Here is a 15,622-nt window from a genome sequence, read left to right as displayed (position 1 = left end):
CTGCCCTGCCCCGTCACGCCCGTACGCGCCCCGCACGGTCCGCACGGTCCGCACGGTCCGCACGGTCCGCACGGTCCGCCGATTCTCGCCGACGTCGGCGCGTCCGGTCGACCATCGGCTCAGTCGCGGACGGCGGGCGCGGTCACTTCGGCCGGCGGTTCGGCCTGGGGTTCGGCCGGCTCCTTCGGAGCGGGTCGCTCCGGAGCCGTACGGCCCGGCATGAAGAGGGCGACCACGACCGTGCCGATCAGCGCGACCGCGGCCGAGCCGAGGGCGGTGACATGCATCGCGCTCAGGAAGGCGTCGTTCGCGGAGGAGATCAACGGGCCGCCGGCGGGGCCGAGTTTCCCGGCGACCGCCATGGTCGCCTCGATCGACTCCCCCGCCGCGTCACGCGCGGCGGCCGGGACGGCGCCGAGGCGTCCCTCGATCTCGCCGCGGTAGGTCGTGGACAGCAGCGAGCCCAGTACGGCGACGCCCAGCGCCCCGCCGACCTGGCGGAAGGTGTTGTTGATCGCCGATCCCGAGCCCGCCTTCTCGCGCGGCAGGGCCTGCATGACGGCGACCGTCACCGGCGGCATGATGTGCGCCATTCCGGCGCCCTGGACGAAGAAGACCAGGCACAGCACCCAGACCGGTGTGGTGGCGTCGAAGAGGGCGAACGCGGCGAGTCCGGCGGCCACGAGCAGCATGCCGCCGGTGCACACCGCGCGGGCGCCGAACCGCTCGACGACCAGCCGGGCGCGCGGCGCGAAGACCATCTGCGCCACGGCGAGCGGCACGATCAGCAGGCCCGAGTCGAGCGCGCTGTATCCGCGCACGCTCTGTAGGTAGAAGGCCGAGAAGAAGGTCACGCCCATCAGGGCGAAGAAGACCAGCGCCATCGCGGCGACGGCGGCGGAGAAAGCCGGCTTCTTGAAGTAGGCCATGTCGATGGCGGGGTGGTCGCTGCGCTTCTCGTGCACGACGAACGCGGCCAGGACGGCCAGACCGCCGATGATCGAGGCCAGCACCGTGACGTCGGTGAAGTCGGCGAGTTCGCCCGCGCGGATGATCCCGTACACGAGCAGCACGAGGCCGACGATCGAGAGCAGCACGCCGACCGGGTCGACACGGCCGGGGGCGGGGTCCTTGGAGTCCGGCACCAGCGCCACCATCAGGATCAGCGCGACGATCACCACCGGGACGTTGACGAGGAAGATCGAGCCCCACCAGAAGTGTTCGAGCAGTACGCCCCCGGTGATCGGCCCGATGGCTATCGCGAGTCCGACACCACCCGCCCAGATGCCGATGGCCTTGGGCTGCTCCTCGCGCTCGAAGACGTTCATCAGTACGGAGAGGGTGGCCGGCATCACGAAGGCGGCGCCGAAGCCCATCAGGGCGCGGTACGTGATGAGTTCACCGGGCGATCCGGATATCGCGGCGAGCGCGGAGCCGATACCGAAGACCACGATGCCGAAGAGGAGCACCTTCTTACGGCCGACGCGGTCGCCGAGCAGACCGGAGGTGAACAGCAGCCCCGCGAAGACCAGTGTGTAGGCGTTGATCGCCCACTCCAGCTCGCTCTGGGTGGCGCCGATCCCGACGGGCTCCGGGCTCGCGATCGTCTTGACCGCGACGTTCAGGATCGAGTTGTCGAGCACCACGATGAGCAGGCTGAGCATGAGGACGCCGAGGACGGCCCAGCGGCGCCGGTGAATGACTTCGGGGACCCGGCGCTCGGCGGCGCGGACGCCGGGCGGTGGCCCGGACGGCGACGGCGACGGCGGTGACGACGGGGATGACGGGGATGACGGGGATGAGGACGAGGGTGGCGGTGTGGGCATGACGGCGAGCGTAGGCCCATTTCAATACGAGACCGTCTCGTATTGTAAATTCTTTACCCGGGGACCGGCGACAACGGAGTAGCCCCACTTCCCGTCGGTGGTGCGCGGATGCCACCATGGAGACGGTCCGGGGACACCGTCAGGGTGCCTCGAGATGACGAAGGAGCCGTAAGCCATGACGTTCGAGGCTGCGCAGACCCCATCACGTGACCCCAAGTCGCTCTACGGCGGCACGGGCACCCGCCGCGTCACCGTCCACGACATCGCCGCCGCCAAGCGACGCGGCGAGAAGTGGCCCATGCTCACCGCCTACGACGCGATGACCGCGTCCGTCTTCGACGAGGCCGGCATCCCGGTCATGCTCGTCGGCGACTCGATGGGCAACGTCCATCTCGGCTACGAGACGACGGTCCCCGTCACGCTCGACGAGATGACGATGCTGTCCGCCGCCGTCGTACGGGGCACCAAGCGCGCCCTCGTCGTCGGCGACCTCCCCTTCGGCTCGTACCAGGAAGGCCCCGTACAGGCCCTGCGCAGCGCCACGCGCCTGGTCAAGGACGCCGGGGTCGGCGCGGTCAAGCTGGAGGGCGGGGAGCGCTCGCTGCCGCAGACGGAGCTGCTCGTCCAGGCCGGCATCCCGGTGATGTCGCACCTGGGCCTGACGCCGCAGTCCGTGAACACCCTGGGCTACCGGGTGCAGGGCCGCGGCGACGAGGCGGCGCACCGACTGCTGCACGACGCCAAGGCCGCGCAGGCGGCGGGCGCGTTCGCGGTGGTGCTGGAACTGGTGCCCGCCGAGGTCGCCGCCGAGATCACCCGGTCGCTGGAGATCCCGACCATCGGCATCGGCGCCGGTCCCGACACCGACGCGCAGGTGCTCGTCTACACGGACATGGTGGGGCTCACGGGCGGGAAGGTGCCGCGCTTCACCAAGCAGTACACGAACCTGCGCCGGACGCTCGGGGACGCCGCGAAGGCGTTCGCGGACGACGTCGTCGGAGGAACGTTCCCGCAGGAGGAGCACACCTTCCACTAGGCCCGCCGGAGGGCCTGGCTCACCACAGCAGCCACTGCCGCACGAGAAGACAGCCCGCCGACATCCCCCATCGGCGGGCTGTCGGCGTTCGCGGTCCCCCGACAGATGGCTGTCGGTGTCCTGTCGGTCGGTTGTTCGTCGGATGTCGGTCGGTTGTCAGTGGCGGCTGCCAGGATCGACGGCATGACGCGAATCGACACAATCCCTGCCGGCGGCACCACGGCCGTCACGGTGCGGGGCCTGGTCAAGCACTACGGTGCGACCAAGGCGCTGGACGGCGTGGACCTGGACGTGCGCGAGGGCACGGTCCTCGGTGTCCTCGGCCCCAACGGCGCCGGCAAGACCACCCTCGTACGCTGCCTGTCCACCCTGATCCTGCCCGACGCCGGTACGGCGGTCGTGGCCGGTTACGACGTGGTGAAGCAGCCGCGACAGCTCCGCCGCACCATCGGCCTCACCGGGCAGTACGCCTCGGTGGACGAGAAGCTGTCCGGCTGGGAGAACTTGTACATGATCGGGCGGCTGCTCGATCTGCCCCGTACGGCCGCCCGCAAGCGGGCGGACGAGCTGCTGGAGCGGTTCTCGCTCACCGAGGCGGCGAAGAGGCCGGTGCTCCAGTACTCCGGCGGTATGCGCAGGCGCCTGGACCTCGCGGCCTCGATGATCGGGGAGCCCGCGGTGCTCTATCTGGACGAGCCGACGACGGGCCTCGACCCCCGTACGCGCAACGAGGTGTGGGCCGAGGTCAAGCGGATGGTCTCCGACGGTGTGACCGTCCTGCTCACCACGCAGTACATGGAAGAGGCCGAACAGCTCGCGAGCGAGCTGACGGTCATCGACCGCGGCCGGGTCGTCGCGGGCGGTCAGGTCGACGAGTTGAAGGCGAAGGTCGGCGGCCGGACCCTGGAGGTCCGCCCGACCGACCCCGGCCGACTGCCCGAGATGGCACGGGCGTTGAGCGAGACCGGCCTGGACGGCATCGCGGGGTCGCAGATCCACGACGGCATGCTGTTCGTGCCGATTCTCGCCGATGAGCAACTGACCGCCGTGATCGGCCTGTTGGGCGCGCGCGGCTTCGACATCGCGCACATCGGCACCCATCTGCCCAGCCTGGACGAGGTGTTCCTGGCGATCACGGGCCAGAAGACGAGCGAACAGACCGACGACGTGCGCGACGGCGCCCACGACGACGCGCAGCCGAAGGAGGTCGCGGCATGAGTGCGGTGACGACGACGAAGGTGACGGACTCCGAGCCGTCCCCCGGGCCCGAGCGGTCCCTCCGCGCCCCCCGTGGCGCCGCCGACGAGGGCCGGATCTCTCTGCGGGCCAATCTGCGGCACATCGGTGCCCTCACGCGCCGTAACGCCCTCCAGATCAAGCAGAATCCGGAGGCGATGTTCGACGTCCTGCTGATGCCGATCATCTTCACTCTGCTGTTCGTCTTCGTCTTCGGCGGGGCCGTCGCGGGCAAGGGCAACCAGTCCGAGTACGTGAGCTATCTGGTCCCCGGCCTGATGGCGATGATGGGGCTCAACGTCTCGATGGCGGTGGGATCCGGAATCAACGAGGACTTCCAGAAGGGGGTCATGGACCGGTTCCGGACGATGCCGATCGCCCGGTCGTCGGTCCTCATCGCGAAGATCGTGGTCGAGGTCGGCCGGATGGTGGTCGCCTTCGCGATCCTGCTGGCCGTGGGCTTCGTGCTCGGTATGGAGATCGAGACCTCGGCGCTCGAAGTGCTGGGCGCCATAGGGCTGTCGCTGCTGTTCGGCGCGTCGCTGATGTGGATCTTCATCCTGATCGGGCTGAGTGTGAAGACGGCGCAGGCGGTCCAGGGTGTGGGCATGCTGGTGCTGACGCCGCTCCAGTTCGGCTCCTCGATCTTCACCCCGCCGTCGACGATGCCGGACTGGCTCCAGACCTTCACGGACTACAACCCGCTGTCGAATCTGGCCGACGCGGCGCGCGGGCTGTTCATCGGCGGCCCCGTCGCCCACGACCTGTGGATGACACTGGCCTGGTCGGCGGTGATCACGCTGGTGACGGCGCCGATCGCGGTGGCCAAGTTCCGCAAGAGGACCTGACGCGCGGGCGGGCCCGGCTCCGGGGGGAGCCGGGCCCGCCCGGAGACATGTGCCCCGATGTATGCCCCGGGGACGTATGCCCCGGGGACGTGTCAGGCGCCGACGACGGCGAAAGCCTCGGCGAGGGTGAGAGCGCGGCCCTCGGCGAGGGCCTTTTCGTACGCGGCGCCGTCCAGGCCGGCGGCCCGGACGGCCGCCTCGGCCGCCTGCCGGCTCTCGCGCTCCTGCGAGGCCCGGAAGTGACCGCGCGGCAGATGCGTCTCGTACGCGCCGATCAGCCGGGCCCCGTCGCGGACCCGCTCCGGACCACCGAGCCCGGCCAACGACCAGCCCGCGACCAGCAGATGGACCGCGGCCATCTGCGGGGCCACGATCCGCGACATCGCGTCGTTCGACCGGTCCAGCGCCTGCCGCGACCAGTCGAGCCCGGCCGCGTAACGGGCCTGAAGATTCTCCAGCCAGGCGAGCAGGCCGAAGACGAATCCCTCGAAAATGGCCAGGTTGGAGTGTTTGAACTCCTCACGCAGCCGGTCCAGTTCACGGCGTGCCTCGGTGGAGCGCCCGCTGCGGCCGAGCCAGATCGCCAGAAAGAGCCGGGCGGCCGGTTCCGCCTCGTAGTCGTGCCGGTTGTGCTGGGCCAGGATCTCGCGCAGCATCGTCTCGGCCTCGTCGCCCGCGCCCGTCTCCATCATGACGCCCGCCAGGCGCGTGCGCAGGAGCGCGACCTGGGACTCCACGCCGAGCAGTCGCGTGTTCTCGATGGCGGCGAGGAAGTCGTCGGTGGCACGGGCGAAGTCACCGTTGCGTTCATGGGCTTCGGCGCGCGCCGACAGCGCCTCGGCGGCGCCCCACGCGTCACCGAGCCGGGTGAAGATCTCCAGGCTCTCATCGGCGTCCCGGCCCGCGTCGCCGACCCACTCGGTGCGATTGGCGAGGATGTTGGCCCGCACCTGGAGAGCGGAGGCCAGCTCCCACTCGTAACCGAAGTCCCGGCACGCCTTCACCCGCGCGTCGATCAACTCGCGGAGCTGGCCGGCCTGCCCTGTCAGCATGACCGCGAAGAACCAGAGCGAGCCGGGCGTACGGCAGGTCTGCGGCAGACCCGGCCGGTAGACCTCGCTGACGCGGCGCAGCCACTCCATGGCCTCGGGCGAGGTCCACTCGTCGAACTCGTGGTTCATGCTGGCCAGATGGATCAGCCGGACCCCGCGCCGCGCCTCCAGCAGCACCTCGGGCGCCATCGGCGGCGGGGCGTCCGTGCACTGCTCGTACACGGGCGGCGCGGGGACGGTCGGCGCGGCGAAGGGGTCGGGGCCGAGGTCCGCGACGGCGCGCGACCAGTGCCGCGCGTCGCCGCGCAGATCGCGGATCTGCCAGTAGAAGGCGAGCGAGTGCACCAGGCACAGCGCCTCGTGCTCGTCCCGGTCGGCGACGGCACGCCGCAGCGCGGTGCGCAGATTCTCGTACTCCTGCGTCATCCGGGTGATCCAGTGGGCCTGTTCGGGCCCGCGCAGCTTCGGGTCGGCGCCGCGGGCCAGCTCCCGGAAGTGGACGAGATGGCGGCGCTCGGCGGCGGGGCGCTCACCGGACTCGTCCAGCCGCTCACCGGCGTACTCCAGCACGGTCTCCAGCAGCCGGTAGCGCATCGTGCCGTCCGGGGCGGGGGCGGCGATCACGAGGGACTTGTCCACGAGCGAGCCGAGCAGTTCGAGCGCGTCGGGCCCGCACACGGCTTCGGCGGCGGCGAGGTCGCAGCCGCCCGCGAAGACGGACAGGGCGGCCAGCGCGCCGCGCTCGGCGGGGTCGAGCAGATCCCACGACCAGTCCACGACGGCGCGCAGCGTCTGCTGCCGGGGCAGTACGGTGCGGCTGCCGCCGGTCAGCAGCCGGAAGCGGTCGTCCAGGCGGTCGGCGATCTGCCGGGGGGTGAGCATCCGCAGCCGGGCGGCGGCCAGTTCGATCGCGAGCGGCAGCCCGTCGAGCCGCCGGCAGATCTCGTCGGCGGCGGCCGGGTCCTCGTCGGTACGGAAGCCGGGCCGGGCGGCGGCGCCACGGTCGGCGAGCAGCCGCAGCGCCATCGGTTCCGGCAGCGGGCCCACCGGGCGTACGACCTCGCCGGGCACGCCCAGCGGCTCCCGGCTGGTGGCGAGGACTCTCACGCCGGGGCAGCGGGCCAGCAACTCCTCGGTCAGTTGGGCGGCGGCGTGCACGACGTGCTCGCAGTTGTCGAGCAGGAGCAGCATGCGGCGGCGCGAGCAGTGCTCGACCAGGCGTACGAGGGGGTCGTTGGCGCCCGGATCGACTGCCCGCAGCCCCTCGGCCCCGGCGCCGCGCAGCACGGTCTCGCGGGCGCCGAGCGCGACGAGGACGACCTCGGGGACGGTCGCCGGATCGTCGACGGGAGCGAGTTCCACGAGCCACACCCCGTCGGGCCACCCGCCGTCCACGCCCTCGGCCCCGGCGGCGACCTCCTGCGACAACCGCGTCTTCCCGGCCCCACCGGCCCCGAGCAACGTCACGAGCCGCGCGTCCCGCAGATCCCCCCGAAGGGCGGCCATGTCGTCCTCCCGCCCGACAAAACTGTTGATCCGGGCCCGGAGGTTGCCGAGGGGCGGGGACGGGTGCACGGGGTTGGCCCCGGACGTGTCCGGAGCCGCCGCCGGACCGTGCGCGGCCGGCGCGGGACCGGTTCCGGAGCCAGGGGCGTCAGGGCCGGACGACGTGCCGTGCGGGGTCGACACGGGGTCGGAACCCGCTTCCTCGCGGGGCGCGGCACGCCCCGCACCGTACGGAGCGGGGGCGGGGCTGGTCGCGGAGGTGTCCGGCTCCGCCGGACCGGCAGAGCCGGGCGACGGCGGGTGACCGACAAGGCGGGACGCGTCGGCCGGACCGGACGGCCCCGCAGGGATGCGGTCACCGCCGGGGACGACGCCCGGAGCACCGTCCGGCGCGCCACCGACGGAATGAGTTCCGTCCGCCGAATCGGCACGGCGGGATTCGTCGGCCCGACCGGACGGCCCCGTCCGGTCGGCGGTGGGACCGCTCAGGTGCGACCCGTCGCCCCGGTCGCCCGCCGGGCTGCCGCCACGGCCCGCGGGGCCGTACGACCCCGCACGGGCACCGTCACCGCCCTGCGTGGCACCGTCCGCATGAGATCCACCGCCCGGCCCCACAGACCCCCGCGACGGGCCGCCGCCGGAGTGCGTCCCGCCACCGGGCCGCCCCGCGCGGTGCGTGCGGTCGTCGGCATGCCCGTACGCGTCCGGGTTCAGCAACTCCTCGTGCAGCGCCCGCAGTTCGGGGCCCGGGTCCATGCCCAGGCGGGTCGCCAGGTCGCGGCGGATGTCCTCGTACGCCGACAGGGCCTCCGCCGTGCGCCCCACCGCCCGCAGCGCGCGGACGCGCAGCGCCTGGAGCAGTTCGTCGATCGGGTGCTCGTCGCACAGCGCCGCCAGCTCCGGCAGCGCCTCCTCCGCGCGGCCGAGCGCGAGCGCCGCCGTGAGCCTGGCCCGGCGGGCGCCCAGCTTGCGGGCCTCCCAGCGCGCCGACTCCGCCCTGCGGTCGGGCAGGTCGGACAGCGCGGGACCGTGCCACAGCCCGAGCGCCTCGTCCAGCAGGTCGGCCGCCCGATCGGGGCTGCCGTCGTCCAGGGCCCTGACCCCCTCGGCCGTGAGCCGCACGAAGCGGTACAGGTCCACGTCGTCCTCGTCGGCGCACAGCCGGTAGCCGCCGCCGTCGGAGACGACCGTCCCGGCCCCCAGTGCCCGCCGCAGCCGGCTGACCAGGGCCTGGAGCGCGCCCGCCGCGTCCGCGGGTGTGTCGCCGTCCCAGACCTCGTCCACGAGCGTGGCCACCGGGATCGTCCGGCCGGGCCGCAGCGCCAGCACGGTCAGCAGCGCGCGCAGCCTGGAACCGCCGACGGCGTACGGGGTGCCGTCGGCGCGCAGTGCCCGCGTGGGGCCGAGAAGCCGGTAGCGCACCCCACCATTGTCCGTTACGGCCATTCGGTCGGCCGCCCGCTCCCCCAAGTCCGCCGTGTCCATACGCCCAGCCTCACCGGAACCAACCCCCGTACGCGAGACGTTTTCGCCGTGTCGCCTGTACGGTTACCCGTCACCGCAAGGACCGCGAAGGAGTCGCGCATGAGCATCGCATCCTCCCGTCGCGACCGGCGGATCAGTCCCGTCTTCCTCGGGATCGCCGCCGTCACGGCGGTCACGGGATGGGCGGTGTGGACGGACTTCGCCGCCGACGCCCGTATCGCGGTCTTCCTCTTCGTCACGTCCGCGTGGATCGTCTCGCTCTGTCTGCACGAGTACGCGCACGCGCGCACCGCCCTGCACAGCGGCGACATCTCCATCGGCGCCAAGGGGTATCTGACGCTCAACCCCCTCAAGTACACACACGCGTTGCTGAGCATCGTGCTCCCGGTGATCTTCGTCATCATGGGCGGCATCGGTCTGCCGGGTGGCGCGGTCTTCATCGAGCGCAGCCGCATCCGGGGCCGGTGGCGGCACAGTCTGATCTCGGCGGCCGGCCCGCTGACGAACGTCGTGTTCGCGCTCGTCTGCACGGCGCCGTTCTGGCTGGACGCGCTCGACGGCGTACCGGCGACCTTCCGCTTCGCGCTCGCGTTCCTCGCGCTGCTCCAGGTGACGGCGGCGATCCTCAACTTCCTGCCGGTGCCGGGACTTGACGGCTACGGCGTGATCGAGCCGTGGCTGTCACGCAAGTTCCGCGCGCAGGTGGAGCCGTTCGCGCCGTTCGGGCTGCTCGCGGTCTTCGGCATCCTCTTCATCCCCGAGGTGAACCGCGCGTTCTTCGACGGGATCGACGCGATCCTGAGCGGGCTCGGCATCTCCGACCTGGAGACGTACTGCGGCCAGGACTTCTACCGCTTCTGGACGACGCGTAACGAATTCTGTCAGTCGTTCGTCAGCTAGGTCCTGTCCGATGCGGCGTTGCCACAAGGTGCCCCCGCCCCGGAGGAGAGCTACTTTCGTACGGAAAGCAGCGCGTCGTCCGACGCCACCCGCGCCGTGGAAAGGCACCCCGTGTCTCGCATCACCGTCATCGGCGGCACCGGCTACGCCGGGTCGGCCATCGTCGCGGAGGCCGCTTCCCGCGGTCACCAGGTCACCTCCCTCAGCCGCTCGCTCCCCGACGCGCCGATCCCGAACGTGACCTATGTAGAAGGCGACGTCACCGACGAAGCGACGCTCTCGGCACCCATCGAGGGCGCGGACGTCGTCGCGGGCGCGATCGCCCCACGCGGCGCGCTCGCCGGCACCTTCCGCGACGCCTACAGGACCCTCGGGCGGCTGGCCGATGCCGCGGGCTCACGCCTGTTCGTCGTCGGCGGCTACTCGTCGCTGCGCCCCGCCCCCGGGGCGGACCGCTTCGCCACCGACCTCAGCCACATCCCCGCGGAGGTCCTGGACGAGGTCCGCGCCGGAGCCGGGCTCATCATCGAGGACCTGCCGGCCACGCCCGCGACACTCGACTGGGTCTTTGTGAGCCCGGCGGCGAGGTTCGGCGCGGATCAGCCCGGCGAACGACTCGGCCGCTACCGGCTCGGCGACGAGGTCGCGGTCGAGCCCGAGGACGGCGGCGCGATCTCCGCCGCGGACTACGCACTCGGGTTCGTCGACCTGATCGAGAAGAACGACCACCACAGGGCACAGGTCAACCTCTGCCACTGAGCCGCGGCCTGGACCCTAAGGGGTGTCTTGCCGGGCTTCGCGGACGCGTGCCGACCGGATGAAGTAGAACACCATGTTCGAGGACAGCCCGGCGAGCAGCACCCAGACGACGCCGAGCCATGTCTCCCCCCGCACGAAGGACACCACGGCCGCCGCGATGGCCAGGAGGCAGACAGCGAGGGCGTAGAGAGCGAGGCGGGGCATGGGGTCGGCTCCTGTCGGGGGCGTGAGGGGCGTGCGCGCACGCGCGTACGGCGCCCGTCCAGTGTCCCCCACCCGCATGTCCCGCCCGCGCTCAGGTCCGGCCGCTTTCGAGCGCCGGATCACGGGTGCCGGGCGGCCTCAGACGTCGGTGACGCGCAGGCCCGCGTGCGCCTTGTAACGGCGGTTGACCGAGATCAGGTTCGCCACCAGCGACTCCACCTGGTGCGCGTTGCGCAGCCGTCCCGCGAACACCCCACGCATACCGGGGATACGCGCCGCCAGCGCCTGCACGATGTCGGTGTCGGCCCGTACCTCGCCGAGCACCATCACATCGGTGTCGATCCGCTCGACCGCGGGGTCCTGGAGCAGCACGGCGGACAGATGGTGGAAGGCGGCGGTCACGCGTGAGCCGGGCAGCAGGGCGGCGGCCTGTTCGGCGGCGCTGCCCTCCTCCGGCTTCAGCGCGTAGGCACCCTTCTTGTCGAAGCCGAGCGGGTTGACGCAGTCCACGACGAGCTTGCCCGCGAGTTCGTCCTTGAGCGATTGAAGCGTCTTGGCGTGGCCGTCCCACGGCACGGCGATGATGACGATGTCGCTGCGGCGCGCGCACTCGGCGTTGTCGGCGCCCTCGACGGCGACACCGGCCCCGGCCCCGGCGCCGAGTTCGGCCGCCGCCGCCTCGGCGCGCTCGGCGGCGCGGGAGCCGATGATCACTTTCTGCCCGGCCCGCGCCAGCCGGTAGGCGAGCCCGCGCCCTTGGTCGCCGGTGCCGCCGAGCACACCGACGGTCAGATCCGAAACGTCGGGAAGCTCCCAGGGATCCTTGGCGGGAGGCTTCGGCGTGCTGCCACTGTCAGTAGAGGTCATGACCCCGACAGTACTTCTCGCCGATCCCGGTCCGTACGGGCGCCACCCGGCCCGGCCCGCGCGGCTCCCGCGCGGCCACGGGTGGCCCGTTCGGGTGACGCGACGCCGACCCCCGGCGCGGAGCGTGGCGCTGCGGCAGGATCCCGGCCCATGGATGCCGTACGCGTCGCCCTGCTGCGTGAAGTCCTGGCCGGTACGCGGTGGCCGGCGGCGACCCGCCGGTTCGCCGCGTCCCTGCGGTCCTCCGTCGTCCCGAACGGGGGCGGGCTGCTGCTGGTCGGGACACAGGCGTACGAGCCGTGGCACCTGGCCGCGCACCTCGTGGACGAGGCGGCGTGGTCCGGCCGCCCGGAGCTGGCACCGCTGCTCGTACGGCACCGGGTACGGCCCGCCGACCCCGCGCACCTGGCCGTCGGGCTGGGCAGGCTGGAAGGTGCGGGCCGGGGCGAGACGCTGCTGCTGGTGGCGCCGGAGCGGCCGGACGGCGGGCTGTTGGAGCGGGTGCACGACGCGCGCAGGGCGGGGGCGACGGTCCTGTCGCTGGGCAGCGGGGACCCCGAGGTGGTGGGACTGGCGCACGACGCGCTCACGATCGCCCCGGACGTACGGGCGGCGGGCGGGGAGAGGGAGGGGGAGGCGGAGGGGGAGGGAACGGTCGGTACGGACGCGGCCGACGGCGTCGACCTCGACATGGTGCAGCACCTGGTCAGCGCGGCGGCCGGCGAGAACAGCCTGCCCACGACGCGCGGCAGGCTCCGCTTCCGGGACCGACTGTCCCGGCTCGCCGACCAGTTGACGTCGCCGCCGCCGGGCCGCTGGTAATGGAGTTGCCCGGTACGACAGTCACGGCGCAGCATGGCCTCCCGTGACCAGAAAGCTCTCCGCGATCCTCCCGGACCTCACTCCGCTGCGCACACTGCGCGAGTTCCGACTCCTGTGGATCCAGGGCCTGGTGACGTACTTCGGCAGCTCCATGGCCATGATCGCGCTGCCGCTCCAGATCAAGGACCTCACGGACTCGCCGCTCGCGGTCGGCGCGATGGGCGCCGTCGAGCTGGTCCCGCTGATCGTTTTCGGGCTGTACGGCGGCGCGCTCGCCGACGCGGTCGACCGCCGCAAGCTGATCCTCCTCTCGGAGGCGGGCCTCGGGCTGCTCGCCGTCGTCCTGCTGATCAACGCGCTGCTGCCGCGGCCGGCGCTCTGGCCGCTGTACGTCGTGGCCGCGGGCGTCTCCGCCCTGGCGGGCATCCAGCGGCCCGCGCTGGACTCCCTGATCGCGCGGATCGTGCCGCACGCCCAACTGACGGCGGCGGCCGCGCTCAACGCGCTGCGCTGGCAGACCGCGGCGGTCGCCGGTCCGGCGACGGCCGGTGTGGTGGTCGCCTTCTCCGGGGCGGCGACGGCGTACGCGCTGACCGTGACCGGGTTCGTCGCCTCCGTACTGATGTGTCTGCGGCTGCGACCGGCGCCGCCTTCCAAGGAGGCGGCGAAGCCGTCGCTGCGCGGGATAGCCGAAGGCGCGCGGTACGCGTGGAGCAAGCCGGTGCTGCTGGGCACGTACGTGATCGACCTGAGCGCCATGTTCTTCGCCTTCCCGCTCGCGATCTTCCCCTTCCTGGCGGAGGACCTGGACGCGGAGTGGGCGCTCGGCCTGATGTACGGGGCGATCCCGCTCGGCTCCGTACTGATCAGCCTGACCAGCGGCTGGGCCTCGAATGTCCGGCGGCACGGTCTGATGGTGGTGCTCGGCGCGGGTGGCTGGGGTCTGGCGATGACCCTGGCGGGCCTGATGCCGAACATCTGGCTGGTGCTGTTCTGCCTGATGCTGGCGGGCGCCGGCGACATGCTCAGCGGGCTGGGCCGCTCGACGATCTGGAACCAGACCATCCCCGAGGAGCTGCGGGGCAGGCTGGCGGGCCTGGAGGTGCTGTCGTACAGCGTGGGGCCGCAGCTCGGCCAGGTCCGCGCGGGAACGGTGGCCGGCTGGACCGGGACCCGCCCCGCCGTCTGGAGCGGCGGGGTGGCGTGCGTGGTGGCGGTGGGTTTGCTGGCGGCGGTGCTGCCGAAGCTGATGACGTACGACTCGGAGACGGACGAGGACGCGGTGCGGCGCAAGGCGCGGCAGGAGGCGGAGCTTGCGGGCGGGGGCGGAGATGGGCCTGCCGCCGAGGGCCCGGCGCCCGCGTCTTCGCCGGGGGCGGCCGTCTGAAGGCGGAGCCGGCTCCGGGCGGGGCCCTGGGCGGGAGCCGGGCGGGTCCCTGGCGGGAGCCGGGCCATGGGCGGGCGGTCCGTCCTCAAACGCCGGACGGGCTGGAAACGCGGCCCCGCCCACCGGCTCAGGTCCCAGGCAGGAACCGCCCCCCCGGGCCGGCGGTCCGTCCTCAAACGCCGGACGGGCTGGAAGTGGCCGCCCGGTCCGTCCCCGGACCCCGGACGGGCTGGAAGTGGCCGCCCGGTCCGTCCCCGGACCCCGGACGGGCTGGAAGTGGCCGCCCGGTCCGTCGCCAGACCCCGGACGGGCTGGATGTGGCCGCCCGGCCCGTCCCCGGGCCCCGGACGGGCTGGAAGTGGCCGCCCGGTCCGTCCCCGGACCCCGGACGGGCTGGATGTGGCCCCCAGTCGGGCCCGAAATGGTCGTCAGGGCTTGTCAGGGGGGTTCGGGGGGTTGTCGTGCCAGCGGGGGTCCGTCTCCCAGTCGAGGTTGCGTTCGGCCGCCGTCTCCATCGCGCGTTCCGCCTCCTGTCTCGAGGCGTACGGGCCGAAGCGGTTCTTGGCCGGACAGTCGGGGCCCTCCTCGACCCGTTTGTGCTCCAGGCAGTAGTACCACTCGCCCGGCTTGCCCACCGTGCGCTTCTTGAACAGGGCCATCGTCGGCTCCTTCCTCTGAACGCCATGCTGCCCCACCGGCGGCTTCGACACGCTGGTTAGACTCGCTGGTATGTCTGGCCAGTCGCTGCTCGTGCCCGGGGAACTCTCCCCCGTCCGTTCCGTTCCCGGAAGAATCCCGCGTCCCGAGTACGTCGGGAAGCCTCTGCCGACCCCGTACACCGGGCCTGAGGTGCAGACCGACGAGACCGTCGAGCTGATGCGGATCGCCGGGCGGATCGCCGCGCAGGCGATGGAGGAGGCCGCGAGGCACATCGCGCCCGGCGTCACGACCGACGCGCTCGACAAGGTCGCGCACGAGTTCATGGTCGACCACGGGGCGTATCCCTCCACCCTCGGCTACCGCGCGTTCCCGAAGTCGCTGTGCACCTCGGTCAACGAGGTCATCTGTCACGGGATCCCGGACTCCACCGTCCTGCGCGACGGTGACATCGTGAATCTCGACGTCACCGCGTTCATCAACGGCGTGCACGGCGACAACAACGCCACCTACCTCTGCGGTGACGTCGACGAGGAGTCGGCGCTCCTGGTGGAGCGGACCCGGGAGGCCCTGAACCGGGCCATCAAGGCTGTGCGGCCCGGCCGGCAGGTCAATGTCATCGGCCGCGTCATCGAGTCGTACGCCAAGCGCTTCGGTTACGGGGTCGTCCGGGACTTCACCGGGCACGGCATCAACTCGTCCTTCCACTCCGGGCTGATCATCCCGCACTACGACAGCCCGCACGCGACGACCGTCATGCGGCCCGGCATGACCTTCACCATCGAGCCGATGCTCACGCTCGGGACCCACGAGTACGACATGTGGGACGACGGCTGGACCGTGGTGACGAAGGACCGCAGGCGGACCGCCCAGTTCGAGCACACGCTCGTGGTGACGGACACCGGCGCGGAGATCCTGACCCTGCCCTGACCACAGGCCCGACCGCTCACGGGGGTCACTCGCGCGCCAGGTGTCCCCCGCGTGGTCAAGGGGTACCTCTTTTACCGACAGGACGTCGGGAACCAGTTGACTTAGGT

The 15,622-nt window shown here is 72.1% G+C and carries 13 protein-coding genes; 8 read left to right on the top strand and 5 right to left on the bottom strand.

From position 1 onward, the window contains the following. Positions 1-119: 119 nt before the first annotated feature. Complete coding sequence (locus OG329_RS31645) at positions 120-1,826, bottom strand: MFS transporter (protein WP_405799802.1); 1,707 nt, start codon at positions 1,824-1,826, stop codon at positions 120-122. Between the two features lie 175 nt (positions 1,827-2,001). On the opposite strand from OG329_RS31645, the gene panB reads away from it, so the two are divergent. From panB to OG329_RS31630, 3 genes are all read left to right on the top strand, one after another. Continuing rightward, a complete protein-coding gene (panB, locus tag OG329_RS31640; protein WP_405799801.1) occupies positions 2,002-2,862 on the top strand; it encodes a 3-methyl-2-oxobutanoate hydroxymethyltransferase in 861 nt (286 codons plus the stop codon). Between the two features lie 183 nt (positions 2,863-3,045). Continuing rightward, complete coding sequence (locus tag OG329_RS31635; protein ID WP_405799800.1) at positions 3,046-4,080, top strand: ATP-binding cassette domain-containing protein; 1,035 nt, start codon at positions 3,046-3,048, stop codon at positions 4,078-4,080. Next, on the top strand, positions 4,077-4,946 hold the full coding sequence (locus tag OG329_RS31630; RefSeq protein WP_405799799.1) for an ABC transporter permease: 870 nt from the start codon (positions 4,077-4,079) through the stop codon (positions 4,944-4,946). The genes OG329_RS31635 and OG329_RS31630 overlap by 4 nt, the downstream gene beginning before the upstream one ends. 92 nt (positions 4,947-5,038) lie before the next feature. Here the strand turns inward: OG329_RS31630 and OG329_RS31625 are convergent, their stop codons facing one another. Beyond that, the gene (locus tag OG329_RS31625; RefSeq protein WP_405802124.1) at positions 5,039-8,950 is read right to left on the bottom strand and encodes an AfsR/SARP family transcriptional regulator; all 3,912 of its coding nucleotides are present in this window, start codon (positions 8,948-8,950) and stop codon (positions 5,039-5,041) included. Positions 8,951-9,088: 138 nt separating this feature from the next. Here OG329_RS31625 and OG329_RS31620 point away from each other — a divergent pair, with 138 nt between their 5' ends. Together OG329_RS31620 and OG329_RS31615 are read left to right on the top strand one after the other, a co-directional pair. Beyond that, a complete protein-coding gene (locus OG329_RS31620) occupies positions 9,089-9,889 on the top strand; it encodes a site-2 protease family protein (protein WP_405799798.1) in 801 nt (266 codons plus the stop codon). A 111-nt stretch (positions 9,890-10,000) separates the two neighbouring features. Next, a complete protein-coding gene (locus OG329_RS31615; RefSeq protein WP_405799797.1) occupies positions 10,001-10,648 on the top strand; it encodes an NAD(P)-dependent oxidoreductase in 648 nt (215 codons plus the stop codon). 15 nt (positions 10,649-10,663) lie between these two features. Here OG329_RS31615 and OG329_RS31610 read toward each other — a convergent pair whose 3' ends face one another. Together OG329_RS31610 and npdG are read right to left on the bottom strand one after the other, a co-directional pair. Continuing rightward, positions 10,664-10,852: a hypothetical protein gene (locus tag OG329_RS31610; RefSeq protein ID WP_405799796.1), complete on the bottom strand. Its 189-nt coding sequence runs from the start codon at positions 10,850-10,852 to the stop codon at positions 10,664-10,666. A gap of 138 nt (positions 10,853-10,990) precedes the next feature. Beyond that, positions 10,991-11,719, bottom strand: a complete 729-nt coding sequence (gene npdG, locus OG329_RS31605; RefSeq protein WP_405799795.1) for an NADPH-dependent F420 reductase — start codon at positions 11,717-11,719, stop codon at positions 10,991-10,993. Positions 11,720-11,869: 150 nt separating this feature from the next. Between npdG and OG329_RS31600 the strand changes: the two genes are divergently transcribed. Both OG329_RS31600 and OG329_RS31595 read left to right on the top strand, forming a co-directional pair. After that, the gene (locus OG329_RS31600; RefSeq protein ID WP_405799794.1) at positions 11,870-12,541 is read left to right on the top strand and encodes a hypothetical protein; all 672 of its coding nucleotides are present in this window, start codon (positions 11,870-11,872) and stop codon (positions 12,539-12,541) included. A 43-nt stretch (positions 12,542-12,584) separates the two neighbouring features. Further along, a complete protein-coding gene (locus tag OG329_RS31595; protein ID WP_405799793.1) occupies positions 12,585-13,928 on the top strand; it encodes an MFS transporter in 1,344 nt (447 codons plus the stop codon). A 428-nt stretch (positions 13,929-14,356) separates the two neighbouring features. Here the strand turns inward: OG329_RS31595 and OG329_RS31590 are convergent, their stop codons facing one another. Beyond that, a complete protein-coding gene (locus tag OG329_RS31590; RefSeq protein WP_405799792.1) occupies positions 14,357-14,587 on the bottom strand; it encodes a hypothetical protein in 231 nt (76 codons plus the stop codon). A 70-nt stretch (positions 14,588-14,657) separates the two neighbouring features. Between OG329_RS31590 and map the strand changes: the two genes are divergently transcribed. Next, positions 14,658-15,515, top strand: a complete 858-nt coding sequence (map, locus tag OG329_RS31585; protein WP_405799791.1) for a type I methionyl aminopeptidase — start codon at positions 14,658-14,660, stop codon at positions 15,513-15,515. The last annotated feature ends 107 nt before the right edge of the window (positions 15,516-15,622 follow it).

Source organism: Streptomyces sp. NBC_01506 (assembly GCF_045040295.1).
Classification (GTDB): Bacteria; Actinomycetota; Actinomycetes; order Streptomycetales; family Streptomycetaceae; genus Streptomyces.
Note: the sequence above shows the minus strand (reverse complement) of the source record. Positions and strands in the feature narration are given on the sequence as shown.

Bases quoted from the DNA above. Each gene is read 5' to 3' on its own strand.
- OG329_RS31645 (WP_405799802.1), bottom strand. From the start codon at position 1,826: ATGCCCACACCGCCACCCTCGTCCTCATCCCCGTCATCCCCGTCATCC.
- panB (WP_405799801.1), top strand. From the start codon at position 2,002: ATGACGTTCGAGGCTGCGCAGACCCCATCACGTGACCCCAAGTCGCTC.
- OG329_RS31635 (WP_405799800.1), top strand. From the start codon at position 3,046: ATGACGCGAATCGACACAATCCCTGCCGGCGGCACCACGGCCGTCACG.
- OG329_RS31630 (WP_405799799.1), top strand. From the start codon at position 4,077: ATGAGTGCGGTGACGACGACGAAGGTGACGGACTCCGAGCCGTCCCCC.
- OG329_RS31625 (WP_405802124.1), bottom strand. From the start codon at position 8,950: ATGGCCGTAACGGACAATGGTGGGGTGCGCTACCGGCTTCTCGGCCCC.
- OG329_RS31620 (WP_405799798.1), top strand. From the start codon at position 9,089: ATGAGCATCGCATCCTCCCGTCGCGACCGGCGGATCAGTCCCGTCTTC.
- OG329_RS31610 (WP_405799796.1), bottom strand. From the start codon at position 10,852: ATGCCCCGCCTCGCTCTCTACGCCCTCGCTGTCTGCCTCCTGGCCATC.
- npdG (WP_405799795.1), bottom strand. From the start codon at position 11,719: ATGACCTCTACTGACAGTGGCAGCACGCCGAAGCCTCCCGCCAAGGAT.
- OG329_RS31600 (WP_405799794.1), top strand. From the start codon at position 11,870: ATGGATGCCGTACGCGTCGCCCTGCTGCGTGAAGTCCTGGCCGGTACG.
- OG329_RS31590 (WP_405799792.1), bottom strand. From the start codon at position 14,587: ATGGCCCTGTTCAAGAAGCGCACGGTGGGCAAGCCGGGCGAGTGGTAC.
- map (WP_405799791.1), top strand. From the start codon at position 14,658: ATGTCTGGCCAGTCGCTGCTCGTGCCCGGGGAACTCTCCCCCGTCCGT.